The sequence below is a fragment of the Corynebacterium drakensteinense genome (assembly GCF_041224285.1).
In the GTDB taxonomy this organism is placed as follows: domain Bacteria; phylum Actinomycetota; class Actinomycetes; order Mycobacteriales; family Mycobacteriaceae; genus Corynebacterium.
In genome coordinates this window covers 68,518-91,877 of sequence record NZ_JAXOFP010000003.1, presented here as the reverse complement: position 1 = coordinate 91,877, position 23,360 = coordinate 68,518, and the positions used below count along the sequence as shown (strand labels likewise).

Annotated in this window: 28 protein-coding genes; 20 read left to right on the top strand and 8 right to left on the bottom strand. The window is 56.0% G+C overall.

What is annotated here, in order from left to right; all coding sequences use genetic code 11:
- Positions 1-53: 53 nt before the first annotated feature.
- The 3 genes from U1140_RS03020 to U1140_RS03010 are packed head-to-tail and all read left to right on the top strand — an operon-like array spanning position 54 to position 2,933.
- Positions 54-692, top strand: a complete 639-nt coding sequence (locus U1140_RS03020; RefSeq protein WP_369845988.1) for an ECF transporter S component — start codon at positions 54-56, stop codon at positions 690-692.
- An 11-nt stretch (positions 693-703) separates the two neighbouring features.
- Positions 704-2,125, top strand: coding sequence for an ABC transporter ATP-binding protein (locus U1140_RS03015; protein ID WP_369845987.1), 1,422 nt, complete (start codon positions 704-706; stop codon positions 2,123-2,125).
- Between the two features lie 37 nt (positions 2,126-2,162).
- On the top strand, positions 2,163-2,933 hold the full coding sequence (locus U1140_RS03010; RefSeq protein WP_369846050.1) for an energy-coupling factor transporter transmembrane component T family protein: 771 nt from the start codon (positions 2,163-2,165) through the stop codon (positions 2,931-2,933).
- Here U1140_RS03010 and U1140_RS03005 read toward each other — a convergent pair.
- The gene (locus U1140_RS03005) at positions 2,930-4,456 is read right to left on the bottom strand and encodes a polysaccharide deacetylase family protein (protein WP_369845986.1); all 1,527 of its coding nucleotides are present in this window, start codon (positions 4,454-4,456) and stop codon (positions 2,930-2,932) included. The genes U1140_RS03010 and U1140_RS03005 overlap by 4 nt on opposite strands.
- 397 nt (positions 4,457-4,853) lie before the next feature.
- Between U1140_RS03005 and rpsL the strand changes: the two genes are divergently transcribed.
- The 5 genes from rpsL (at position 4,854) to U1140_RS02980 (ending at position 11,152) form a co-directional block, all read left to right on the top strand.
- Entirely contained in the window at positions 4,854-5,222 is a 369-nt protein-coding gene (gene rpsL, locus U1140_RS03000; RefSeq protein WP_018121319.1) for a 30S ribosomal protein S12, read from the top strand.
- A 6-nt stretch (positions 5,223-5,228) separates the two neighbouring features.
- A complete protein-coding gene (gene rpsG / locus U1140_RS02995) occupies positions 5,229-5,696 on the top strand; it encodes a 30S ribosomal protein S7 (protein WP_369845985.1) in 468 nt (155 codons plus the stop codon).
- Positions 5,697-5,918: 222 nt separating this feature from the next.
- On the top strand, positions 5,919-8,051 hold the full coding sequence (gene fusA, locus U1140_RS02990; RefSeq protein ID WP_369845984.1) for an elongation factor G: 2,133 nt from the start codon (positions 5,919-5,921) through the stop codon (positions 8,049-8,051).
- 432 nt (positions 8,052-8,483) lie between these two features.
- Positions 8,484-9,674 (top strand): elongation factor Tu, encoded by a 1,191-nt coding sequence (gene tuf, locus U1140_RS02985; RefSeq protein WP_369845983.1) that lies wholly within the window; start codon positions 8,484-8,486, stop codon positions 9,672-9,674.
- Positions 9,675-9,985: 311 nt separating this feature from the next.
- Positions 9,986-11,152 (top strand): LppP/LprE family lipoprotein, encoded by a 1,167-nt coding sequence (locus U1140_RS02980; protein ID WP_369845982.1) that lies wholly within the window; start codon positions 9,986-9,988, stop codon positions 11,150-11,152.
- Positions 11,153-11,168: 16 nt separating this feature from the next.
- On the opposite strand, the gene U1140_RS02975 is transcribed toward U1140_RS02980, so the two are convergent.
- The 7 genes from U1140_RS02975 to U1140_RS02945 form a co-directional block, all read right to left on the bottom strand.
- Positions 11,169-12,455 carry a cation:proton antiporter gene (locus tag U1140_RS02975; RefSeq protein ID WP_369845981.1) on the bottom strand — a complete coding sequence of 429 codons (1,287 nt, stop codon included), beginning with the start codon at positions 12,453-12,455 and terminating at the stop codon, positions 11,169-11,171.
- A 235-nt stretch (positions 12,456-12,690) separates the two neighbouring features.
- On the bottom strand, positions 12,691-13,254 hold the full coding sequence (gene amaP / locus U1140_RS02970) for an alkaline shock response membrane anchor protein AmaP (RefSeq protein WP_369845980.1): 564 nt from the start codon (positions 13,252-13,254) through the stop codon (positions 12,691-12,693).
- Complete coding sequence (locus U1140_RS02965; RefSeq protein WP_369845979.1) at positions 13,251-13,808, bottom strand: DUF6286 domain-containing protein; 558 nt, start codon at positions 13,806-13,808, stop codon at positions 13,251-13,253. Before U1140_RS02965 ends, amaP begins: the two co-directional genes overlap by 4 nt.
- Positions 13,801-15,228, bottom strand: coding sequence for an Asp23/Gls24 family envelope stress response protein (locus U1140_RS02960; RefSeq protein ID WP_369845978.1), 1,428 nt, complete (start codon positions 15,226-15,228; stop codon positions 13,801-13,803). Before U1140_RS02960 ends, U1140_RS02965 begins: the two co-directional genes overlap by 8 nt.
- A complete protein-coding gene (locus U1140_RS02955) occupies positions 15,228-15,416 on the bottom strand; it encodes a hypothetical protein (RefSeq protein ID WP_306516028.1) in 189 nt (62 codons plus the stop codon). The genes U1140_RS02960 and U1140_RS02955 overlap by 1 nt, the downstream gene beginning before the upstream one ends.
- 20 nt (positions 15,417-15,436) lie before the next feature.
- Positions 15,437-15,778 (bottom strand): Asp23/Gls24 family envelope stress response protein, encoded by a 342-nt coding sequence (locus U1140_RS02950; protein ID WP_369845977.1) that lies wholly within the window; start codon positions 15,776-15,778, stop codon positions 15,437-15,439.
- Positions 15,779-15,780: 2 nt separating this feature from the next.
- Positions 15,781-16,257 carry an Asp23/Gls24 family envelope stress response protein gene (locus U1140_RS02945; protein ID WP_369845976.1) on the bottom strand — a complete coding sequence of 159 codons (477 nt, stop codon included), beginning with the start codon at positions 16,255-16,257 and terminating at the stop codon, positions 15,781-15,783.
- A 738-nt stretch (positions 16,258-16,995) separates the two neighbouring features.
- On the opposite strand from U1140_RS02945, the gene rpsJ reads away from it, so the two are divergent.
- From rpsJ to U1140_RS02885, 12 genes are all read left to right on the top strand, one after another.
- Positions 16,996-17,301, top strand: coding sequence for a 30S ribosomal protein S10 (gene rpsJ, locus U1140_RS02940; RefSeq protein ID WP_018121308.1), 306 nt, complete (start codon positions 16,996-16,998; stop codon positions 17,299-17,301).
- Between the two features lie 54 nt (positions 17,302-17,355).
- Positions 17,356-18,006 carry a 50S ribosomal protein L3 gene (gene rplC / locus U1140_RS02935; protein WP_306516025.1) on the top strand — a complete coding sequence of 217 codons (651 nt, stop codon included), beginning with the start codon at positions 17,356-17,358 and terminating at the stop codon, positions 18,004-18,006.
- Positions 18,007-18,008: 2 nt separating this feature from the next.
- On the top strand, positions 18,009-18,668 hold the full coding sequence (gene rplD, locus U1140_RS02930; protein ID WP_369845975.1) for a 50S ribosomal protein L4: 660 nt from the start codon (positions 18,009-18,011) through the stop codon (positions 18,666-18,668).
- A gap of 1 nt (position 18,669) precedes the next feature.
- On the top strand, positions 18,670-18,972 hold the full coding sequence (gene rplW / locus U1140_RS02925) for a 50S ribosomal protein L23 (RefSeq protein ID WP_369845974.1): 303 nt from the start codon (positions 18,670-18,672) through the stop codon (positions 18,970-18,972).
- 24 nt (positions 18,973-18,996) lie between these two features.
- Positions 18,997-19,833, top strand: coding sequence for a 50S ribosomal protein L2 (gene rplB, locus U1140_RS02920; RefSeq protein ID WP_369845973.1), 837 nt, complete (start codon positions 18,997-18,999; stop codon positions 19,831-19,833).
- Between the two features lie 16 nt (positions 19,834-19,849).
- Positions 19,850-20,125, top strand: a complete 276-nt coding sequence (rpsS, locus tag U1140_RS02915; protein ID WP_018121303.1) for a 30S ribosomal protein S19 — start codon at positions 19,850-19,852, stop codon at positions 20,123-20,125.
- Positions 20,126-20,128: 3 nt separating this feature from the next.
- Positions 20,129-20,491 carry a 50S ribosomal protein L22 gene (gene rplV, locus U1140_RS02910; RefSeq protein WP_306516020.1) on the top strand — a complete coding sequence of 121 codons (363 nt, stop codon included), beginning with the start codon at positions 20,129-20,131 and terminating at the stop codon, positions 20,489-20,491.
- Positions 20,492-21,229 (top strand): 30S ribosomal protein S3, encoded by a 738-nt coding sequence (gene rpsC / locus U1140_RS02905; RefSeq protein WP_306516019.1) that lies wholly within the window; start codon positions 20,492-20,494, stop codon positions 21,227-21,229.
- A gap of 3 nt (positions 21,230-21,232) precedes the next feature.
- Positions 21,233-21,649 (top strand): 50S ribosomal protein L16, encoded by a 417-nt coding sequence (rplP, locus tag U1140_RS02900; protein ID WP_064834701.1) that lies wholly within the window; start codon positions 21,233-21,235, stop codon positions 21,647-21,649.
- Positions 21,649-21,879: a 50S ribosomal protein L29 gene (gene rpmC / locus U1140_RS02895; protein ID WP_021353222.1), complete on the top strand. Its 231-nt coding sequence runs from the start codon at positions 21,649-21,651 to the stop codon at positions 21,877-21,879. Before rplP ends, rpmC begins: the two co-directional genes overlap by 1 nt.
- A 2-nt stretch (positions 21,880-21,881) precedes the next feature.
- Positions 21,882-22,190, top strand: coding sequence for a 30S ribosomal protein S17 (gene rpsQ / locus U1140_RS02890; protein ID WP_021353223.1), 309 nt, complete (start codon positions 21,882-21,884; stop codon positions 22,188-22,190).
- Positions 22,191-22,390: 200 nt separating this feature from the next.
- Positions 22,391-23,356 (top strand): iron-siderophore ABC transporter substrate-binding protein, encoded by a 966-nt coding sequence (locus tag U1140_RS02885; protein WP_369845972.1) that lies wholly within the window; start codon positions 22,391-22,393, stop codon positions 23,354-23,356.
- Positions 23,357-23,360 lie beyond the last annotated feature (4 nt).

Genomic DNA, 23,360 nt, shown 5'->3' with positions numbered 1-23,360 from the left:
AACAGTCGAATTCAGCTCAAGCTGCGCCAATTACACCGTAGAAAGGGCTAGGTATGTCCCAAAAAAATGCTGGCGGTTCCCCGGCTGCTGCCACCTCACCAGTACAGTCCAAGCGGAGCTTGCAGTGGCGGCCAATCGATATCGTCATCGTCGCCATCCTCGGTGTCGCTACCGGCTTCATCTTCGTGGTCTGGAACAACATTGGCTATGCCTGGTTCACCGCCATGGATAACCTGACCCCGGGCCTGGGCGGTTTGGCCGTCGGCATTTGGTTGCTTGGTGGCGTACTGGGTGGCCTGATCATCCGCAAACCTGGTGCGGCAATTTTCGTGGAAGTTTTCGCTGCCAGTGTCTCAGCTGCCCTCGGTTCGCAATGGGGGCCAGAAACTCTCTATTCGGGACTAGCGCAGGGCCTGGGTGCCGAGCTGATCTTCCTGTTGTTTGCTTACCGGAAGTTCAACCTGCTGGTCGCTATCTTGTCGGGCATCGGTGCCGGTGTGGGAGCCTGGACCTTGGAGCTATTCTTGTCGCCTAACCTCGCGAAGTCACTAGAATTCAACATTATCTACCTGGTCTGCGTCGCAATTTCCGGCGCTATCTTGGCTGGCATCGTCGGGTTTAGTCTGATGAAATCGCTCGCGAAAACGGGTGCACTCGACCGCTTCCCAGCCGGGCGGGAACACCGCGTATAAGCTCTAATCTGATGTCCGCTACAGCCGTCGAAATGTCGAATTACTCCTGGACCCATGCCGGGCGTAGCCGACCTGCACTAGATCGCGTCAACCTGCAGATTGCTGCGGGCGAGCGCGTGCTGATTTGTGGTAACTCGGGGTCGGGCAAATCCACCCTGGTCGCTGCCATAGCCGGTGTGCTCGGCGGGGAAGAAGAAGGCGACCAGGCAGGCAGCCTGGTGCTGCGAGATTCAACCGGGCGGCAAGAACCTGCGGGCGCAGCTATACCGGTGGGGTTGGTTCTCCAAGATCCTGATTCGCAGGTTATCGCCGCCCGCGTTGGTGATGATGTCGCGTTCGGTTGCGAAAACCTCGGGTTGCAACGCAGCGAGATTTGGCGCCGGGTGCGCGAGGCTCTGCCGCTGGTCGGTTTGGAATTGCCGCTGGATCATCCGACCGCGCACCTGTCGGGAGGCCAAAAACAGCGTCTGGCGCTGGCCGGCGTGATCGCCATGCGTCCGGGGATCATTATCCTCGATGAACCCACCGCAAACCTCGACCCGGCGGGCGCGCGAGATGTGGTGGAGGCGGTGGGTAACGTCGTCAAGCACACTGGTGCCACGCTGCTGGTCGTCGAACACAATTATGATGCGTGGCTGCCGTTGCTCGAGCGCGGCCTGGAGTTCGCGGATGGCGCGCTTGTCGACGACGCCCCAGCGCAAGAAATCGTGGCCCGGCGCCGGCTTTCCGGTTTGCCGCAGGCACGCCCAGAACTGGCTCAGCACACACCGGCCTTGGTTGCCGACCAGGTCATTGCCGTCGACCAACCAGCTCATCTGCCGGCGCGCAGTCTGCAGTTACCCGAACATGCCTCGACCGTGATTACTGGAGCGAACGGCGCGGGAAAAACCACGCTGTTGATGACGTTGGCGGGCCTACGCCCGCTTGCTTCCGGCAAAATCGAGCTCGCCGAATCTATTCGTTCCGGCCAGCGCGGGCCCATCGCCAAGTGGAAGTCACGCCAACTGGCGCAGCGCATCGGCTATGTGTTTCAGAACCCGGAACACCAGTTCGTTGCGCGTACCGTGCTCGAAGAACTACAAGTTGGGCCGAAGGTTATGGGCCTAAAGGTAGCCGATCAGCGTTATCAGGAGCTGCTGGAACGGCTCTCGCTCGCGCACCTTGCCTCGGCGAATCCGTTCACACTTTCTGGTGGCGAAAAACGCCGACTGTCGGTGGCCACGGCTCTGATTGCTGCCCCAAACCTCGTGCTTTTCGACGAACCTACCTTTGGCCAAGACCCCCACACTTTCGGGGAATTGGTCGCTATCGTGCGTGGGCTTGTCGACGACGGCGTCACCGTCGCCTCCGTGACCCACGATAAGCACTACCGCAGCGCGCTCGGGGATAACCATGTGGAATTGCTCCCCACGGGAGGTGAAGTTCGTGGCTAATACCCAGAGAACCGAAGCAGCGCAGGCCGCGGACCTGGTGCCATCTGGTGCGCCGCGAATTAATCCACTGACGCGCATTATCATCATGCTGTTGGTGACCACCCCGTTGCTGTTCAGCCTGGATTGGGTGAGTGCCTTGGTCTCATTGGCTATCACCATCGTCGTTGCCTTCGTCGGGGGAGTCGGGCTGAAAACTCTCGCGGCAACTCTTTGGCCGCTGCTGCTGATCGCACCTCTGTCGGGCATTTCGATGCTGCTCTATGGTGCCGAGGGCGGGGAAGTGTATTTCGAGTTCTGGCTGATGACCATCTCAGATAACTCGGTTGAGCTGGCGATAGCGATTATGATCCGCATCTTGGCCGTGGCCAGCCCGGTGATCTTGTTGGCGCGAAATATTGACCCGACTCGGCTGGGGGATTCGCTGGCGCAGATTTTGCATTTCCCGGATCGCTTCGTGATCGGCTCTGTGGCCGGGGTTCGTATGACCGGGCTGTTTAAAGACGACTGGGTGGCGATGAATCGAGCTCGCCGTGCCCGCGGTCTGGGAGATCGCGGCAAAATTGCGCATTTTTTCACCATGGCGTTTGGCCTGCTGGTGCTAGCTTTACGACGCGGCGGCAAGCTCGCCACTGCTATGGAGGCGCGTGGTTTTGGGCGCCAGCCGCTCTACGGTGAGCGCCGAACCTGGGCGCGTCCTGCGGCCTTGCGTGCCGCAGACTGGCAAGCACTGGGGTTAGCACTGGTGTGTGCAGCGATCCCGGTTGTCGTTGCGGTGCTCGTTGGCAGTTGGCGTTGGTTCGGTCTCTAACCGCCGTAGTAGTTTAGTCCTGGTTGCACACCGCCGAAAAGCTGTTCAGCAGTCACGAACTCATAGCCTTGGCTGCTTAAGGAATCCAAAATGCAGGGCATCGCATCGACGCTGGTTGCGTGCAGATCGTGCAGCAAAATCACGGCTCCGTCCGAGGCGTTGGTAACCGCACGATTGCAGACGAGTGCGGAGTCGCGGTCTTGCCAGTCGCGGGTATCGACCGACCAGATGATGTTGGCCATGCCAAACTCTGCGGCGGTGTTATTGACGGTTGGGTTCGTGGCCCCGTAGGGAGGGCGCAGCATAGTCGGCGTGTGGCCGCCGGTGGCATTGGCGATTGCTTGGTTGCCTTGCTGGAGTTCGTTGCGTACCCCGTCGGCTCCCAGCGTCGTCAAGTCTGGATGGTTATAGGTGTGATTACCGACGGCATGGCCCTCGTTTAGAGTTCGCGCGACGGTTGTCGGGCTCGCATCCACGCTCGAGCCGATGGTGAAGAACGTGGCTTTCGCGTTGTACTGCGCAAGAGTATCTAGCAACCGGTTAGTGTTCGCTGCGGGGCCGTCGTCGAAGGTCAACGCTACCCGCGGTGCTCCGGGGTTACGTGGTGCCTGCTGGGCCTGAACGGTTTGTGTCTGTTCGGTAGCGCTGCTAGTGCTGCCGGTTCCAAAGCCATCTCCCAGTACGCGCGTGGCCAGTGCGGAGTCTGGCTTGTGCTGCAATTCGTGCGGATCAATCGACAACTCGATTCTGCCGGCGGAATAAGCGCTGACGGTGCCGTCGTCGAAGTGGATGTCGAGGGATCGTCCGTCGTCGCCAAGCGCGAATCCATCCAAACTTTCCGCGGTCAGATCCTCGGGGAAAACCTCGGAAGCGTCGTAGTGGCTTCGTAGCTGCTCGCGGGCTTTCTCTGCGAATTCTTGCAGGCCAGCGTGGTCTGCAACAACGTCGCCGTTGGAATCGATAGCGCCGTCATATAGGTTTGCTACCCCGATCCGGGTGTCATCGTGTAGATCAAAACTGAGAACCCGGTGGTGGCGTTCGGGGGAGGCGCCTTGGGTATCGAACAGCGTGTTTAAAGCCAAAGTGAGAACGCCGTCGCCGCGGTAGACCAAGTTGTAGCTCACGCGCTCGCTGAACTTACCGTCGAATTGTGGGGTGGAATCTCGGGTGACCGAACGAAAGTGTTCGCGTAACTCGTCGACCTCAGTCTTAACCACCTTATTGATCTCCGGCCACTCTGTTTCTGGAATTTCCACATAGGAAGTGACGGTGTCGGTTTCTTCCTGGCTGACGACCGACGTGATGCCTTCGTAGCTCGTATTGGCGATATAGAAATTGTCTTCGGTCGGTGCTGGGGTAGCGCTTGCGCCTGGCGGCGTGCTGGTCGAGACGGCGGCATCAAAGCTGTTCGGAGAGCTGGCCTCATCAGCTAACGTGGTGCAGCCTGCGAGAACCAAAGCGAGTGATGAAACAGTGGCAAGCGCGACGTTATTGACGGTGCGATGACGACGAGAGGAAATCATACTTCCACATTAAATAACAGCCGTAACATGCGCACCAATGTGATGAAAGTGAGGGATGGTGCGCCTGCAGCGAGCAGTGATGAGCCTGCAGTGAGCAGTGGTGCGCGAAAAAACTGAAAGAATCTTAAACAGTGAAAGGCCTTAAACAGTGAGAGGTTCGACAATTGTAACTGCTCGCAGAACCTGCTAAGCTGCACTATGGTTCGTCTCGCCAGTGCGGTGGGATGAAAAGTCTGATCATCTTCTCGGCGCACAATCGCCTGTGGAGACGTTCTGGACGCGCGGAAGGGCCCCGGGAAAGAGCCCCGATTTTTGCGTGTTTGGATGCGTTTTCCATAACTGTATTCGCTGGCGTCACCGAGGTGAAGAAAACTCAACCGACAAGAAAGACTGGTTTATGCCAACTATTCAACAGCTGGTCCGCAAGGGCCGCCACGATAAGAAGTCGAAGGTGGCAACCGCTGCGCTGAAGGGTTCCCCACAGCGTCGTGGCGTGTGCACCCGCGTGTACACCACCACCCCAAAGAAGCCGAACTCCGCGTTGCGTAAGCTCGCTCGTGTTCGTCTGACCTCCGGTGTTGAGGTTTCGGCCTACATTCCAGGTGAGGGCCACAACTTGCAGGAGCACTCCATGGTTCTGGTTCGTGGTGGTCGTGTAAAGGACCTTCCAGGTATCCGCTACAAGATTGTTCGTGGTGCTCTTGACACCCAGGGTGTTAAGGACCGTAAGCAGGCTCGTTCCCGTTACGGCGCAAAGAAGGGGTAATAAACAATGCGTAAGAATCAAGCTCCAAAGCGTCCAGTTGTCAAGGATCCGGTTTACCAGTCCGAGCAGGTCTCCCAGCTGGTCAACAAAGTTCTGCTCGACGGCAAGAAGGCCACCGCAGAACGCATCGTCTACGGCGCACTTGACAAGTGCAAGGAAAAGACCGGCACCGACCCATTGGGTACCCTCGAGAAAGCTCTGGGCAACATCCGCCCAGACCTCGAAGTTCGTTCCCGCCGCGTCGGTGGTGCTACTTACCAGGTGCCAATGGAAGTTCGCCCAAGCCGTGCGAACACCCTGGCCCTGCGTTGGTTGGTCACCTTTACCCGTAAACGTCGTGAAAACACGATGATCGAGCGTCTGGCTAACGAGATCCTGGATGCTTCCAACGGTCTGGGTGCTTCCGTTAAGCGTCGCGAAGACACTCACAAGATGGCAGAAGCCAACCGCGCCTTCGCCCACTACCGCTGGTAACACGCTGTATATACCGTCGGCAGCCACCGCCTTAGTGGTGTGGCACGAGCCGGCGGAAACCAGCAGAATGACCCGCAACGCAACCGAATCGTCTGGAAGCTTTTCGGGTCTTTTGTTTAGCAGCTAATTCGCTGCCGAATAACTATTTTCGTGGCATGATCGCAGATAACGTGACAAGTGCACGAGAAAATACAGCAACGACTATTTTGATGGGGTAAAACTGTGGCACAAGAAGTGCTTAAGGATCTAAAAAAGGTTCGCAACATCGGCATCATGGCCCACATCGATGCTGGTAAAACCACCACCACCGAGCGTATTTTGTACTACACCGGTATTAACCGCAAGGTTGGTGAAACCCACGATGGTGGTTCGACCACCGACTGGATGGAGCAGGAAAAAGAGCGCGGAATCACCATTACTTCCGCAGCCGTGACCTGTTTCTGGGAAGGCAACCAGGTCAACATCATTGACACGCCGGGCCACGTTGACTTCACCGTTGAGGTCGAGCGTTCCCTGCGTGTTCTGGACGGCGCAGTTGCCGTGTTCGACGGCAAGGAAGGCGTAGAGCCGCAGTCAGAGCAGGTGTGGCGCCAGGCTGCGAAGTACGACGTTCCACGTATCTGCTTCGTTAACAAGATGGATAAGCTGGGTGCAGATTTCTACTACACCGTGCAGACCATTGTCGACCGTTTGGGCGCTAAGCCACTCGTTATGCAGCTGCCAATCGGCTTCGAGGATGACTTCGACGGTGTCGTCGACCTGCTGCAAATGAAGGCATACCTGTGGCCGGGCAAGGTTGAGGTCGGTGCTGAACCACAGCTTGTCGACATCCCAGAAGACATGCAGGAAAAGGCCGAAGAATACCGTGAGAAGCTGGTTGAAGCCGTAGCTGAGACCGACGAAGAACTCATGGAGAAATACTTCGGTGGTGAAGACATCTCGATCGACGAGCTGAAGGCGCAGATCCGCAAGCTGGTTGTTAACTCCGAGATCTACCCTGTTTACTGTGGTACCGCGTACCGCAACAAGGGTGTCCAGCCACTGTTGGATGCCGTCATCGACTTCCTGCCTAACCCAATGGACGTTGGCGAAGTTATTGGCCACGAAATGGGCAACGAAGAAGTTGAGATGCGTCGTAAGCCATCGGCTGACGAGCCTTTCTCTGGTTTGGCTTTCAAGATCGCCGCACACCCATTCTTCGGTCAGCTGACCTTCGTCCGTGTCTACTCCGGTCGCGTCGAGCCCGGCAACGAAGTCCTGAACTCGACCAAGGGCAAGAAGCAGCGCATTGGTAAGATCTTCCAGATGCACGCCAACAAGGAAAACCCTGTTGACGAGGCAGTAGCCGGTAACATCTACGCGATCATCGGCCTGAAAGACATCACTACCGGTGACACCATTTGTTCCAAGGATGAGCCGATCATCCTGGAATCCATGGATTTCCCAGATCCAGTTATCCAGGTTGCCATCGAGCCAAAGACCAAGGCCGACCAGGAGAAACTGTCGACCGCTATCCAGCGTCTTGCCGACGAAGACCCAACGTTCACCGTGAAGCTGGACGAAGAGTCCGGACAGACCGTCATCGGCGGTATGGGCGAGCTGCACTTGGACGTTCTGGTTGACCGTATGAAGCGCGAATTCAAGGTTGAGGCAAACATCGGTAACCCACAGGTTGCCTACCGCGAGACCATCCGCAAATCCGTTGCTTCTCTGGACTACACCCACAAGAAGCAGACCGGTGGTTCTGGTCAGTTCGCAAAGGTTATTGTCTCCATCGAGCCATATGCGCCAGATGAGAACGAATTGGAAGAGGGCGAGAGCCCACTGTACAAGTTCGAAAATGCCGTTACCGGTGGCCGTATTCCACGCGAATACATTCCATCCGTCGACGCCGGCATCCAGGACGCTATGCAGTACGGTTACCTTGCTGGTTACCCGTTGGTGAACATCAAGGCCACTCTTGAAGACGGTGCGTACCACGACGTCGACTCCTCCGAAATGGCCTTCAAGTTAGCCGGTTCGCAGGTGCTGAAAGAAGCCGTCGCCAAGGCAAAACCAGTTTTGCTTGAGCCGTTGATGGCCGTTGAAGTTGTTACCCCAGAAGAGTTCATGGGTGACGTCATCGGTGACATCAATGCTCGTCGTGGCCAGGTTGAATCCATGGATGACCGTTCCGGCGCTAAGGTTGTTAAAGCACGCGTACCACTGTCTTCCATGTTCGGATACGTTGGCGACCTGCGTTCGCGTACCCAGGGCCGTGCGAACTACACCATGGTCTTCGACTCCTACGGTGAAGTTCCACAGTCGGTAGCTGAAGAAGTTATCGCAGCGCGCACCGGCGGTTCGTCGAACTAAGCCGTTGCAAGTCGAAAGACGCTAGTCTGCGACTTTAAGGCGTACAGTTGGCGGTAGCTCGTGTGCTGGTTAAACACCCGCACGAGCTACTGTGCCCACAAAGCCAAGCTGACCGCCTGGGTTGCGGTCGTGCTGAGCCCAAAGCCATTTTCCCACTGGGATAACTCCACAAGCGTTGCTGCATGTGGGTGGGTTGAGCCGGCCGTTACCCGAAGACAACTGATCTAGGTGATATGGTGAGATAAAGCCGTTGATATGTATGAACGGTTTGATATATCTGTGCCATAATTCTAGGATCAGGTAACGGGCACACCTGTCAGACGTTGCCTGCCGCAAGCCTGCGGCGAGTCCGCAGGCGAATTAGTAGGCAAAATAAACAAACCACGTGGCTGCGAAGGTCGTAGCCACCGATAAAGTCCAGGAGGACATACAGTGGCAAAGGAGAAGTTCGAGCGTACGAAGCCGCATGTGAACATCGGCACTATCGGACACGTCGACCACGGCAAGACCACCACTACCGCAGCTATCACCAAGGTTCTGTCGGACAAGTACCCTGATGAAAACCAGGCATTCGCGTTCGACATGATCGACAAGGCTCCTGAGGAGAAGGAGCGCGGTATTACCATCAACATCTCCCACGTGGAGTACTCCACTCCTAAGCGCCACTACGCGCACGTGGACGCCCCAGGTCACGCTGACTACATCAAGAACATGATCACCGGTGCCGCTCAGATGGACGGCGCTATCTTGGTTGTTGCAGCTACCGACGGCCCAATGCCACAGACTCGTGAGCACGTTCTGCTGGCTCGCCAGGTTGGCGTTCCATACATCCTGGTTGCATTGAACAAGTGCGACATGGTTGACGACGAGGAAATCCTCGAGCTCGTCGAGATGGAAATCCGCGAACTGCTGGCTGACCAGGAATTCGACGAAGAAGCTCCAATCGTCCACATCTCCGCTGTCGGCGCCCTCGAAGGCGAAGAGAAGTGGGTTAACGCTATCGTTGACTTGATGGACGCTTGCGACGAGTCGATCCCAGATCCGGACCGCGCTACCGACAAGCCATTCCTGATGCCTATCGAGGACATCTTCACCATCACCGGCCGCGGTACCGTTGTTACCGGCCGTGTTGAGCGTGGTTCCCTGAAGGTCAACGAAGAAGTCGAGATCATCGGCATCAAGGAAAAGACCCAGAAGACCACCATCACCGGTATCGAAATGTTCCGCAAGATGCTGGACTACACCGAAGCCGGCGACAACGCTGGTCTGCTGCTTCGTGGTACCAAGCGCGAAGACGTCGAGCGTGGCCAGGTCATCGTTGCACCAGGTGCATACTCCACCCACAAGAAGTTCGAAGGCTCCGTTTACGTCCTGTCCAAGGACGAGGGCGGCCGCCACACCCCGTTCTTCGACAACTACCGTCCTCAGTTCTACTTCCGCACCACCGACGTTACCGGTGTTGTTTCCCTGCCTGAGGGCACCGAGATGGTCATGCCTGGCGACAACGTCGACATGTCCGTTGAACTGATCCAGCCAGTCGCTATGGACGAGGGCCTGCGCTTCGCTATCCGCGAAGGCTCCCGTACCGTTGGCGCCGGCGTCGTCAACAAGATCCTCGACTAATTCAGGATCTCGAGCGTCGCTGACGACAATTAGCGTGTTGTCAGCCGCTCTGAAAGCCACCACCGTTTTTTCGGCGGTGGCTTTTTTCGTTTTTGCAGTGTTTGATACCCGCCAACCGCACTACGCGCGCACGGATTTGGGGATGAGCATCCGTGTATGTTTCGCGTGGTCCCATTTCAACGCGTGGTTTTATTTCAAAGGGGGGCGGGGAAGCGTCCCCAGGTTGTCATTGGTTGATGCGTCGATAGCCTATAGTAGGTAGCACCGTGCGCTTATTGTTTTTCTGTTGATATAGCTAAGGAGTCCACCCGGTGGCTGATAGTAATTCCTGGGGTCGATCATCACGTCAGTACGATTGGGGTGAATCAAACTCGGAGGTAGCTGGTGCGGGTATGGACCGGTCTCACGGTCCAGGTTCTGCTGAGCAGGGACGTAATGCGTGGGGGCAAGGCGTTGCAGACAATGCTAATGACTCTTCGAAACAAGGGCAGTCGGATACTGGGGCCCACGAAACACAAGAGCCAGATCACTCTCATACGGAGGGCTACGGTTGGGAAAAGCAGGAAGAAGCCACCACTGGATGGGAAAGTTACCGTAAAGACAGTGCTGTACCCCGTGAAACTGAACAAGCGTATCCAGAAACGACTACTTTCCCGCCGGTCTCAGCTGGTAACCGTCCTGTAGCTCAAGAGTTTCCGACGCAGTACGCAGCACAATTCAACGCGTCGTCTTCTGACTATCCAACTAGTGCGGACCCTGCATCTGCTTTTAATCCGCCTGCGGCGGGTGTCGCCCCGAGAACGAAAGGGACCCCCGTTATTATCGCTGCGGTCGTTTTAGCCGTTGCATTAGTCGCCGGTGGCATTTCTTGGGCCGCGATCTCTGCACACCAGGACAGTAGTAACGCTGATAACGTCGCAGAGTCCGTCGATAATGACAAAAAGGTATCATCGGCGCCTCAGTCAGAAGCCGATGATGCCAAAGCTGAAGAACAAGAACGCGATGATCCTGAGGCGAAAGGCAGCGAGGATGAGCCGGAACAACAAGCCGAGCAGAAGACATTAGAAGCGCAAGCGTCGGCTGGCGAGCATTGCGGGCCGAATGACGCGGTAACTGCGTCAGAGATAGGCCTTTCCTACATAGAACCTTATCGCGGTAACAATTGGAGCGTAGTGGAAGATGGTTACGACCGGTGCGCCAGCTTGTCTTGGCAGTTGATCACCTTAGAACGAGCGACGGTGGCGTCACCTTATCACATCATGTTGTTCAATCACGGCAAGTTTTTGGGCACAGCGACATATGAGCCATATGGGTACCCGCGCATTAGTCGCGTGGACGACTATGAGATAGCTGTGACGTTTACTTGGCCTCGCGAAGGCGAAGGGAATGCGAACCCACAGGGTAGAACGAATGCCTGGTTCCGATGGGATGAAGCTCAGGGCAAGGTCGTTATGACAGGTGACGTCCCACCTTATTAAAAGCTGTCAATCGGATCTAGTTGGAGCCGTTTGCAGATTCATTGGCTGATTTATGTTCGACGGTTCTTGCTGTGTAGTTTCGCTTTTCTCCAACTAGATTCGCGAGAATCGGGAAAATTGCGACGGTAAGAGCCCCGCCCGCAACAAAAATCGAGGCGGTTTCTTGCCGCATAAGTTCCGAATCCACCGCCAACGTCGTAACTGCAACGATGATTGGCAGACCCGTCGCCGAATAGAAGCCAACTTGCAGACGTTCCCGGAACGATTTGATTTCCGAACCGGTATCGTCGGCATTTTCGCGAAGGAATACTGGTAGCCCGCGAGTGAAAAGAATCAAGGCCGGAATACCTAAAACTTTTCCAGGGTTGTTTGCGATGGTATCCCAATTAATCGCCATTCCGGACACGACGAAGAATACTGGGATCAGCATCGAATAGAAGACTACGTCTAGACGATGCTCGAGAGGCTCATGAAATTCGTCAGGGATGATGCGGTTGAGAATGATTCCCGCGGCGAACGCCCCTAACACGATATCCAGCTCAAAGACAGCTGCTACCGCCATTAATGTAGCTAAGATCAAAACGATTAAGCGCAGAATAGTCTGATTCGTGGAGCCTGCTCCAGATACGAATGCGCGCCCAATTCCTGGCACCGCGCGCACAATTGCCGACGGAGCGATTGCGACCAAGACCGCAATGCCAATGAACGCCACCATGACGAGCAATGTCGTCCAGGTTCCGTGCGTACCTAGTAGCAGTGCCATAGCGCTAATTGGTGCGATTTCGCCAATAGCACCGTGGATTAATACGGAGTTGCCCACCTTGGTCCCGGTGACTTTGTGTTGCTTCAGCATTGGCGTCAAAGTGCCCAAAGCAGTCGAAGTTAAAGCAAGCGCGACGACTATTGCCGCTGGGATGGTGCCGACGAGAAAATATGCGCCAACGCCACAGGCGACGGCACACATGGACCAGGTGGCTAACGCATTTTTTGCTTGTTTGGATCGCAACGACTGTAAATTAATTTCGAAGCCAGCGAGCAAAAATAGCGCACCGACGCCCAGTTCCTTGAGCATCCCGATGCCTTCTTCTTCCGCGGCTAGATCTAGCACCGATGGCCCGATTATCATGCCAAAAACCAGCAAGAGGGCAACTGCCGGTATCCGGTTGCGAAAGACATAAGCTACCAGTGGTGCGACCAAAGCTGCTGCCATAATCCATGCGAAAGAGACCAATGCATCGGTATATTCCGTGGCACCGGCTGTCAGCACAATAACGTCTGTGTTGTGAACCCCGTCGAGAGACATGACCTACAGCGTACCGGTTGCAGTCGGTACTGTGGCCGGACTTCTTAGCTTTCCTCTCGCACGGCACCGTGTGACTGTCTTTCGGCCATGCAGATGCTTGAATAGAAAAACCGCGTGTCCGGATTAGATCCAAACACGCGGTGGGTGACCAGCTACCAGTCGACTGTTGACCTCAAAGTCCAGTTGGCAGATCGTGGAAAATTGCCCGATCGAGCTTTAATGGGAAAATGATCCCCTAAACTGCCGGCTCGACCTTATTCAGGTGGAGACGATACACGGTGTCGATATCGACATCCTCAATCGCGTCGCGCAGATCAGCCTCGCTGGACTCGACCATGTCATTGAGCTTATTCAGGTCGACCTCAGGGCGCGCGTGGATTGTGAACTCGATCGTCGGACGCTTACGATCAATCGAAACTTTGTGCTTCGCAGAGGTGATGTCGCTGTCTGTTTCCAGCTGGGCCGTGACAGCTTGCGCCAGGTGGCCGATATGCATGGTGATATTACCGGCAGAATCAGACGCGCTCGAGTCAACGCGGGAAAAAGTGCGTCGTCGCAGGTTAATGATAATCAGCCACAAGCCAATAATTACCGAACCAATGAGCACGCCCCACAGAAGGTACTCGTACCAATCCTGCTCAGGTAACTGTTGCCAAGCCTGTGGATCGCGCCATAATGCTAGATCCTTCGCAAACTGCACATCGAAGTACACAAGCACAGGCCACAGGCCGAATATGATGAGCCCAATAGCGAGCAAGAAGAAGATGAAGCGGTCGATAAAAGCGGTTAGTTTGCTCATGATACGCCCTCCTGGGAGCTCTCACTTTCGACGTGAACTTCGATCCTCGGTTGCTCGTGCAAATACGACAACTTCGTCGTCAGGGCCTGTTCTACGCGTTCTGCCAGTGAAGAATCATTGGCATCACCTTCGACAACAACTTTCAGTTTTTTGCCCGCCAGTTTGGAATGAGCCGAGCGCGCGCCCGGAAGTTGTTGTGCGGTAGCCGAGCTGATGCGAGCGATATCGACAGGTCGCATCCATACCGGTGCATCACTCTTAATCGCACGGTGTGTACGTGCACGCGGCTTAAAAGCCCCAATGAGCAACAACACGCCTACTGCGATCGCCCCGACCCCAGCCCATACGATCCACTCCGGAAGCTCATCCTGACCGAAGAATTCAGTGATTGGCGTAATCCAACTTTGCTGATCTTGGTTTGGAAGAACCACAAAGATCTCGCGAGTGACCACACCGGCAAGCGCTAACAACAGCACGCCCAGAATGACAGCCAGTGTTCGTGCGATCGGCGAAGCCTTCGGCTCTTGGCCATGAAATTCTTGATTCTTAGCCACGTGAACCACCTCTTATCTCTCGGAGCACCTCACGCGGATCCTTCCGGTAAATCTCGCGTAACGGCTGCGGTTGTGGGACCGTCACTGAGCGGAATGGGTGGTCCATCGGCGCATACGGCTTGCGTAATTGCTGTTTCATCGGCGTGCGAACCTTGCGCAGCTTGCGCTGTTTTGGCACACCGGGGCTACGCGGATGACCCAGGCTAGCGATCTCGACGTCGCGCAATGCCCGAGACTTCGGCGCAGCTACCTTGCGAAGCTTCTTCCGCCGAACGTCGACCGGACGAAGCTTACGCTGCTTTGGTGCCTGTACATCGCGAACCCGTGGCTTGCGTGCAGCGATCTCGCGCAATTTGCGCTCCGGTGGAAGACTTACTGACTTCGGTTCGAAAGAGCGGGCATCGACGTCGACAAGCCTTTGCGGTTCGGGAACCACAACCTCACGCAGTGGTTGCTGCTGCGGAATACCCACGGGAACGTCTGGAAGCTCGCCGACGGTAACCTCACGTAGCGCCACGGGTGCAGGAACGTCAACCTGGCGCAGAGGCTGCTGTTTTGGAGCCTCGGCCGGGTTAAGCTTCTGCTGTGGAGGTGTCTGCGGCTTGAATGGTTTCAATGGTTTCGGAGCCCGTACCTTGCGTGTCACAGCCAATTCATTGACCGTAACTTCACGTAGTGGTGTCGGTTCCGGAACTTTGACCGCAACTGGTTCTTGAGGTTCCGCAACAGAGATAACGCCAAGTGGTTTTGGCCATGGCGTTTCTACCTTGTGCTGAACTGCAAGATTTCGCGATTTCACCTCGCTGAGTTCCTGGACCCGCGGAGTAGTGGTGATCTCTCGTAGCGGAGTTTCTTCCGCCACTTCGATATCACGCAACGGCGCGGAATCAGCAACTTCGATCGCGCGCAGGGTTTCAGTCTTAGAATCCACCTGCGGTGAAATTACTTGGATCTCGCCAATGCTGACTGGTCGTGGGCTAAAGGCCGGCCGTGCTGCAACGTCGTCGCGGCTGATGCGATGCTTCGATGGCACAGCTTCGCCGATTGTGACGTTGACACGGGTGGCCTCATAACCCATGTAGGTATCCAGTGCTTCAGCTATAGCCTGGCGGACCTCGGCAGCTACCCGCACGGCAGGTGAGGGCCAAACAACCGCGATAACTGCATCGACGGAAGCCTTGTGCCCTTCTTGATCCAGACGGATATCGAAACGAGGGTAGTTGCGGGAAAGCAAGCCCCCATCGATGTCCGTGGTTCCCGGAACCTGATAAATCGCGCGCTCGACGACGTGTTCCGCAACCCGGGTCTTATAACTTGTGGTACCTGCAGCCTGCGACGAGCTTGCGTGTTCGTCGTTGTGGCTCAGTTCGGTGCTCGCAAATGATTCCGTGGTGGCCGCAGGTTTATCCTGCTTTTCCATTAGCCCTGACCTTTGCCTGAAGAGAAGATGTTCGTCAGATCAATGCGGCCATCGAAGTGTGCGCCGATGGCGGCGCCAATCAGTGCAAACGGAATTGCCCAGAGGGAATACCATCCGGTGATATAGATCAGCAGCAAAATACCAATGCCGACCAGTGCACCAATCAATGTGTAACTCATGTTGTTCATGAAACCCGTCCTCAAAAGTCTTACTGCTGGGTAGATGTGGAGCTATCGGTGGCATCAGAAAAGATCACGTCCACGCGGCCAAGTTCGATGGAGCAAGCTTGCTGAGCAACATCGCGAATATCAGATGCGAGGTCATGCAGATTCACACCCGCTGCGTAGTCAACGGTGATGTGAATTTCGATGTGTAGTTCACCTGCACCAAGTACTCGGCGTAGGCCAGAAATGCGTTCACCGGGGTAGAGCAAGGCAACTTCGCCGAAACGGCCTGCATGCAGGCCGGCTACCCCGTGAACATCTTTAACGTTGGATGCGATCGATTTCGCATCCGCCACCTCAAGCTGGGGTGCTTGAGTCGCGGCCATGTTTAGCGATCCTGGCCAGACGAGATAGCGGTCTGCTCGTCTTCGTCTTCTTCTTCCTCGTCGCCAGGCAGCTTGACGTCATGCACGTTGACGTCCACGCCGGAAACGTTCAGACCGGTCATGCGCTCGACAGCGGAGATAACGTTACGACGGATTGCGTCGGCCAGTTCGTGGATTGCGACACCATACTCAGCGGTGATCGCAACCTCGACGGAAGCGGTACCTTCTTCAACCTCAACGGAAACGCCCTGCTTGACGTCTTCTGCGCCAAAGGTCTGGCGGATGGAGCCCATGACACGCTGCGAAGTGGAACCCAGGGAAGCAACACCCGATACCTCGCGGGTAGCCAAGCCCGCGATCTTGCCGACTACACCGTCATCAATGGTGGTGGTGCCGTGCTCGGTCTCCAGGTTGCTGTTGACCTTACGAGCAGGAGTGTTGTCAGAAGACTGGTTCTGGTTTTGTTTTTGGTCGGCCATTGTGGCGCCTACCTTTCTGCTGTCTCATGGTGAGAATATGAGACCCCGGTGGCTGGTTAGCCGTTGCGGTGCGCAAGGTGAGAAACCCAAGCGCACCCGGGGTTGTTCTGATTTTGCCAAGCGGCAGGCCAGTGAATTGTGTGGACCGCCTTGCTTGGCTGTTTTCATCTTACGGAAAAACTATTCAAAGCGCGCGGGGGTGGTGGTGTAGATCACCCCTGTCGGCTTAGAAATTGGATATGCATTCACTGAGGGTGCTGGGGTTGAAGAATAACGTTTGACGTGTTTAAATGGCTAGGTTGCTTAGACAGGGTGTAGTCCGCCTAGATCTACGGCGAAAGCCGTTCTAGCCAGATGCACTGTGGCTAAGCAATCATGACACCTTCGTCGTGCATGGCTCCTAAAAAACTCTCAAAACATCAGGGGTCGCAACAAATGCGCAGAAGGACTGCCAATCGGGCTAGGTTCGTCGCTAAAGACTGGGCACCCCGAGCGGTAGTACCGGAGAAGGGGCATAGCAAGTAAACAGCGGCAGTACACAGTCAGGTTCCACCGCGACTGTCTTGGCTAGACGCAGGATATTTGCGTGTCTGGCCGGACCCGGTGCGTGTCAGAAAAGACCGAATACTGGCGTTGCTTTGCATTCAGCTAGCCCTGGAGGCGGACAACGTTGAAGAGAAATCGAAAAGCGAGCTTTCGTCTAAACCACGAGGAAAGCAAGCGAGGAAGAGGATAATCGTGGCGGGACAAAAAATCCGCATTAGGCTCAAGGCCTACGATCATGAGGCAATTGACGTCTCGGCAAAGAAGATTGTCGAGACCGTCACGCGCACCGGAGCCCGTGTTGTTGGGCCTGTGCCACTGCCGACTGAAAAGAACGTCTATGCCGTTATCGGTTCTCCACACAAGTACACCGATTCGCGTGAACACTTCGAAATGCGCACTCACAAGCGCTTGATCGACATTCTCGACCCGACGCCAAAGACCGTTGACGCATTGATGCGCATCGATCTTCCGGCCAGCGTTGATGTCAACATTCAGTAATCGCGAAGCGAAAACTACGTACAACTGTCTAAAACTGTCAGTGGAGAACAAATAATGAGCGAAAAAGAGATCAAGGGCATTCTGGGCACCAAGCTCGGCATGACTCAGGTCTTCGACGAAAACAACCGGGTTGTTCCGGTTACCGTCGTCGAAGCTGGTCCTTGCGTGGTTACCCAGATCCGCACCAAAGAAAAGGACGGCTACACAGCCATCCAGATCGCCTTCGGCGAGATCGACCCACGTAAAACTGCAAAGCCACAGGCTGGCCACTTCAAGAAGGCTGGCGTTACCCCCCGCCGCCACGTAGCGGAAATCCGTATGGATGACACCTCCGCATACGAGGTTGGTCAAGAAGTGACCGTCGACATCTTCGAGGGTGTTAACCTCGTCGACGTCACCGGCATCACTAAAGGTAAGGGCTACGCCGGCGCCATGAAGCGCCACGGCTTCGCTGGCCAAGGTGCATCGCACGGTAACCAGGCTGCACACCGTCGTGTCGGTGGCATTGGTGGTGCTGCTACGCCAGGTCGCGTTTTCAAAGGCAAGCGCATGGCCGGCCGCATGGGTCGTGACCGCGTCACCACCCAAAACCTGAAGATTCAGAAGATCGACGCCGAATCCAACTTGTTGCTCATCAAGGGTGCCATCCCGGGTGTCAACAAGGGCGTCGTTACCGTTAAGACTGCTGTGAAGGGTGGTGCATAAGCATGAGTAACCTCACGCTAGATGTACAGACCGCTGAAGGCTCCACCAACGGCACCGTCGACTTGCCAGCTGAAATTTTTGACGTGACTACCTCGGTTGCCACCATGCACCAGGTCGTTACCGCTCAGCTTGCTGCCGGCCGTTCCGGTACCCACAAGGTGAAAACCCGCGGTGAAGTCCGTGGTGGTGGCCGAAAACCATTCCGTCAAAAGGGAACCGGTCGCGCTCGTCAGGGCTCGATCCGTGCTCCTCACTACACCGGTGGTGGCATCGTGCATGGTCCAGTTCCACGCGACTACGCACAGCGCACCCCAAAGAAAATGATCAAGGCCGCTTTGTTTGGCGCCCTGTCGGACCGTGCTCGCAACGGCCGCATTCACGTCATCGACGAATTGGTGCCTGGTCAAGAGCCTTCCACCAAGAAGGCTAAGGCGTTCTTGGAGCGCGTTTCGACGAACAAGAAGATCCTGTTGGTCATCAACGGCGAGGATCTGAACGCACAGCGTAGCGCCAACAACCTGCCAAACGTCCACATCTTGGACTCTGGCCAGCTCAACACCTACGACGTGCTGAACTCCGACGACGTCGTATTTTCAGCTGCAGCCCTGCATACCTTCATTAACCGCGGAGCAGAAGTCGCCGCTGCAGGGGAGGAAAACTAACATGGCTAAAATCGTAGACCCACGCGATATCATCATCGCTCCGATTGTTTCCGAAAAGTCCTACGGCCTGATGGAACAGAACACTTATGCGTTCAACGTCGCCAAGGACTCCAACAAGAACCAGATCAAAAATGCCGTTGAAGAAATTTTCGGCGTAAAGGTTGCATCCGTCAACACTCTGAACCGCGAGGGAAAGCGTAAGCGCACCCGGACCGGTTTCGGTCGTCGGAAAGCCACCAAGCGCGCCTATGTAACTCTTCGCGAGGGCAGCGACTCCATCGATATCTTCGGCTCTAACGCCTAAGACTTCGGAAGGTAAGGAAGAATTATGGCTATTCGTAAATACAAGCCGACAACTCCGGGTCGCCGCGCGAGCTCCGTTTCCGACTTTCAGGAAATCACCCGTTCCACCCCGGAAAAGTCGCTACTGCGTCCACTGCACAAGACCGGTGGCCGTAACGTACACGGACACATCACCGCTCGGCACATCGGTGGCGGCCACAAGCGTCGTTACCGCCTGATCGATTTCCGTCGCAACGATAAAGATGGCATTCCAGCCAAAGTTGCGCACATCGAATACGATCCAAACCGCACTGCAAACATCGCTTTGCTGCACTACGCCGACGGCGAAAAGCGCTACATCATCGCCCCTAAGGGCCTGAAGCAGCACACCGTTGTGGAATCCGGCGCGGATGCAGACATTAAGGTTGGCAACAACCTTCCACTGCGTAACATCCCAACCGGTACCACGATCCACGCCGTAGAGCTGAAGCCGGGCGCAGGTGCCAAACTGGCACGTTCCGCCGGCTCCTCGGTTCAGCTGTTGGGTAAAGAAGGCAAATACGCCATCCTGCGTATGCCTTCCTCGGAAATCCGTCGCGTAGACATCCGTTGTCGCGCTACCGTCGGTGCCGTTGGTAACGCTGAGCAGATGAACATCCGCTGGGGTAAGGCTGGACGTATGCGCTGGAAGGGCGTTCGTCCTACCGTCCGTGGTGTTGTCATGAACCCGATCGACCACCCACACGGTGGTGGTGAAGGTAAGTCTTCCGGTGGTCGCCACCCAGTGTCCCCATGGGGCAAGAAGGAAGGTCGTACCCGGAACCCGAACCGCTATTCCAACAACATGATCGTGCGCCGTCGTCGCCCGAACAAGAAACGCTAAGAGGAGGTAACACGCTATGCCACGCAGCCTAAAGAAAGGCCCGTTCGTCGATGAGCACCTCCTCAACAAGGTGGACGCTCAGAACGAAAAGGGCACCAAGCAGGTCATCAAAACCTGGTCCCGCCGTTCCACCATCCTGCCGGACTTCATCGGGCACACCTTCGCGGTGCACGATGGCCGCAAGCACGTTCCCGTATTCGTGGAAGACTCTATGGTCGGCCACAAACTCGGCGAATTTGCTCCTACCAAGACCTTCAAGGGTCACGTCAAAGAAGATAAGAAGAGGCGATAAGCGATGAGTGACGTTATCACCAGCGCATCCGCCACTGCTCGGTACGTGCGTGTAACCCCAATGAAGGCACGTCGCGTCATCGACCTGGTGCGCGGAAAGTCAGTTTCTGAAGCCCTAGCTATCCTGAAGTACGCCCCACAGGCTGCAGCGAAGCCAGTAGCCAAGGTTGTTGCCTCGGCTGCCGCCAACGCTGAAAACAACTTCGGTCTGAACCCAAGCACCTTGGTTATCTCGGAGGCTTATGCCAACGAGGGTCCAACCATGCGTCGTTTCCAACCGCGTGCTCAGGGTCGTGCGTTCATGATCCGTAAGCGCACCAGCCACATCACTGTGGTAGTCGAAAGCCAGGAAGAAGGTGCCAAGTAAATGGGTAACAAGATCCATCCACACGGCCTACGTTTGGGTATTACCGCTAACTGGAATACCCACTGGTTTGCTGACAAAGACTACGCAGACTACGTGGCCGAAGACATCAAGATCCGTAACTTCCTGTCCAAGGGACTGGATCGTGCAGGAATCGCCGACGTCGTCATCGAGCGTACTCGTGACCGCGTCCGCGTAGACATCCACACCGCTCGTCCGGGCATCGTCATCGGTCGTCGTGGTGCGGAAGCTGACCGCATCCGTCGCGAGCTGGAAAAGCTCACCGGAAAAATGGTCGCGCTGAACATCCTGGAAGTTAAGCAGGTCGACGCTAACGCCACCCTGGTCGCTCAGTCCATTGCTGAGCAGTTGGTCAACCGTGTTGCATTCCGCCGCGCTATGCGCAAGGCAATCCAGTCTGCAATGCGTCAACCACAGGTCAAGGGCATCAAGGTCATGTGCTCCGGCCGTCTGGCTGGTGCTGACATGTCCCGCGTTGAGCGTTACCACGAAGGTCGCGTCCCACTGCACACCCTGCGTGCAGAAATTGACTACGGCACCGCCGAAGCCCACACCACCTTTGGCCGCATCGGCATCAAAGTGTGGATCTACAAGGGCGACGTCGTCGGCGGCGTACGGGAATCCGAACTGAACGCACCATCCGAGCGTCGTGGCCGGGGCGATCGTCGTCCTCGCCGTGGTGGCCAGCGCCGCCAGCGCGCTCAGCAGAAGAAGGACTAAAGCATGCTTATTCCTAAGCGCGTGAAATTCCGTCGCCAGCACCGCCCAAACCGTAGCGGTGTCTCGAAGGGCGGAAACCGCATCAACTTCGGTGACTACGCAATCCAGGCCCTTGAGCCTGCCTACGTCACCAACCGCCAGATCGAGTCCGCACGTATTGCCATCAACCGCCACGTCAAGCGTGGAGGTAAAGTGTGGATCAACATCTTCCCGGACCGTCCACTGACGCAAAAGCCACTCGGTGTACGTATGGGTTCCGGTAAGGGACCTGTCGAAAAGTGGGTAGCCAACGTTAAGCCGGGCCGCGTACTTTTCGAAATGTCGTACCCGAACGAAGCAGTCGCTATTGAGGCTCTGCGTCGTGCCAGCCAAAAGCTGCCATGCAAGGTCCGCATCATCAAGAAGGAGGACCAGCTCTAATGGCAACCGGTACCCCTGCATCCGAGTTCCGCGAGCTCGACGAAAAAGAGCTCAAGCAGCGTCTGAGTGACGCTAAGGAAGAACTATTCAACCTGCGTTTCCAACTGGCAACCGGTCAGCTGACGAACAACCGTCGCATCGGCGTCGTCAAGCGCGACATTGCCCGCGTGTACACCGTGCTTCGGGAACGTGAGTTGGGTATGACCGAAACTCCAGGAGCTGAGGCATAACTATGAGTGAGGCAACTGTGACAGATTCCACCAAGGGCCCTACCCCGAAGAAAGAAAAGGAAAAGGGCGCCCGCAAGGTTCGGATCGGCTACGTCGTATCTGACAAAATGCAAAAGACCATTGTCGTTGAGCTCGAAGACCGTAAGCAGCACGCGCTGTACGGCAAGATTATGCGCTCGAACAGCAAGGTTAAGGCTCACGACGAAGACGAGATCGCCGGCATTGGCGACCGCGTCCGCATTGTCGAGACCCGTCCGCTGTCGAAAGACAAGCACTACCGTCTCGCAGAGATCGTCGAGAAGGCTAAGTAGTCCTACGGACAAGACTTATACCTGTCGACGGCGACACTCGCTAGAGACATTTGGTTGTTAAACGTTTAACGACCAGGCAGAACACCCCGCATCGGTCCGCCCGTGCGGGGTTTCTTTTTAACTTAGGGCATCCATATCATGATAGGCTTATCTGAGTTGACTTCAGCTGATTTTAGCGAAATACGACGAAAGGTGAATGGATGTTCCGTCGGTTTAACATCAAAACCGCAGTAACCGCGAGCCTGGCTGGCTTTGCATTGCTCGCTGCAGGATGCTCGAGCTCGCAAGACTCTGCCGACAGCGCAGATAGCTCCGCCGAAAAGATGGCGGCCACCTCGGAAGAACGCATTGCGGCAGTCGGCTTGGGTGATGCCGATACGGTCTTGGCTCTCGGCGAGACGCCAGTCGCGATTGCCCCGTGGGCAGGCTTCAATGAGGGCGTAGGACCCTGGTCGGAAGATCTACTGGGCGACGCTGACCCTGCCCTGATCCGCGATACTTCCGCCGGCTTCGATCAACAGCACATCGAGGCGATAGCAGCGACTGACCCCACGAAGATCCTCGCGGTCAACCACTCAATTGACGACGAAACCAAGAAGAAATTCGAAACCATTGCGCCGACCACGCTGCACTCCGCAGAAGATAGCGATTGGCAGATCCCGTGGGAAAAGCAAGTAGAAACCATCGCCAAGGCATTGGATAAAGAAGACGAAGGCCAAAAGCTTATCGACGAGACGAATGCTGCCTTCGAGAAATTCCGGGAGGACCACCCAGAACTGCAGGGCAAAACTGCGGCCATTGCATTGCCATCTGACAACCAGCTGAGCCTGTACACCTCTGGTGATGGGCGCGGACAGTTCATCGAAGACCTTGGCTTCGTCATTCCGGAGGAGCTGCAAGAAACCGACGGCGAGTTCTACCGGACCATCGCGGCTGAAAATTTCAGCGAATATAACCAGGTCGACTACCTGTTCATCGTGGACTGGGAGGGTGCAGCCGACAAGATTAAGTCCCTGGAGGCATTCCAAAACATCGATGCCGTGAAAAACGGCAACGTCTTTTACTTCGATGACCTCACGGGTACCGCAATGTCCTTGCCAAACCCTCGCACCATCCCGTATTCCATCGAAAAATTCACCGAAAAACTCAGCGATACCTCTAAGTAATCCC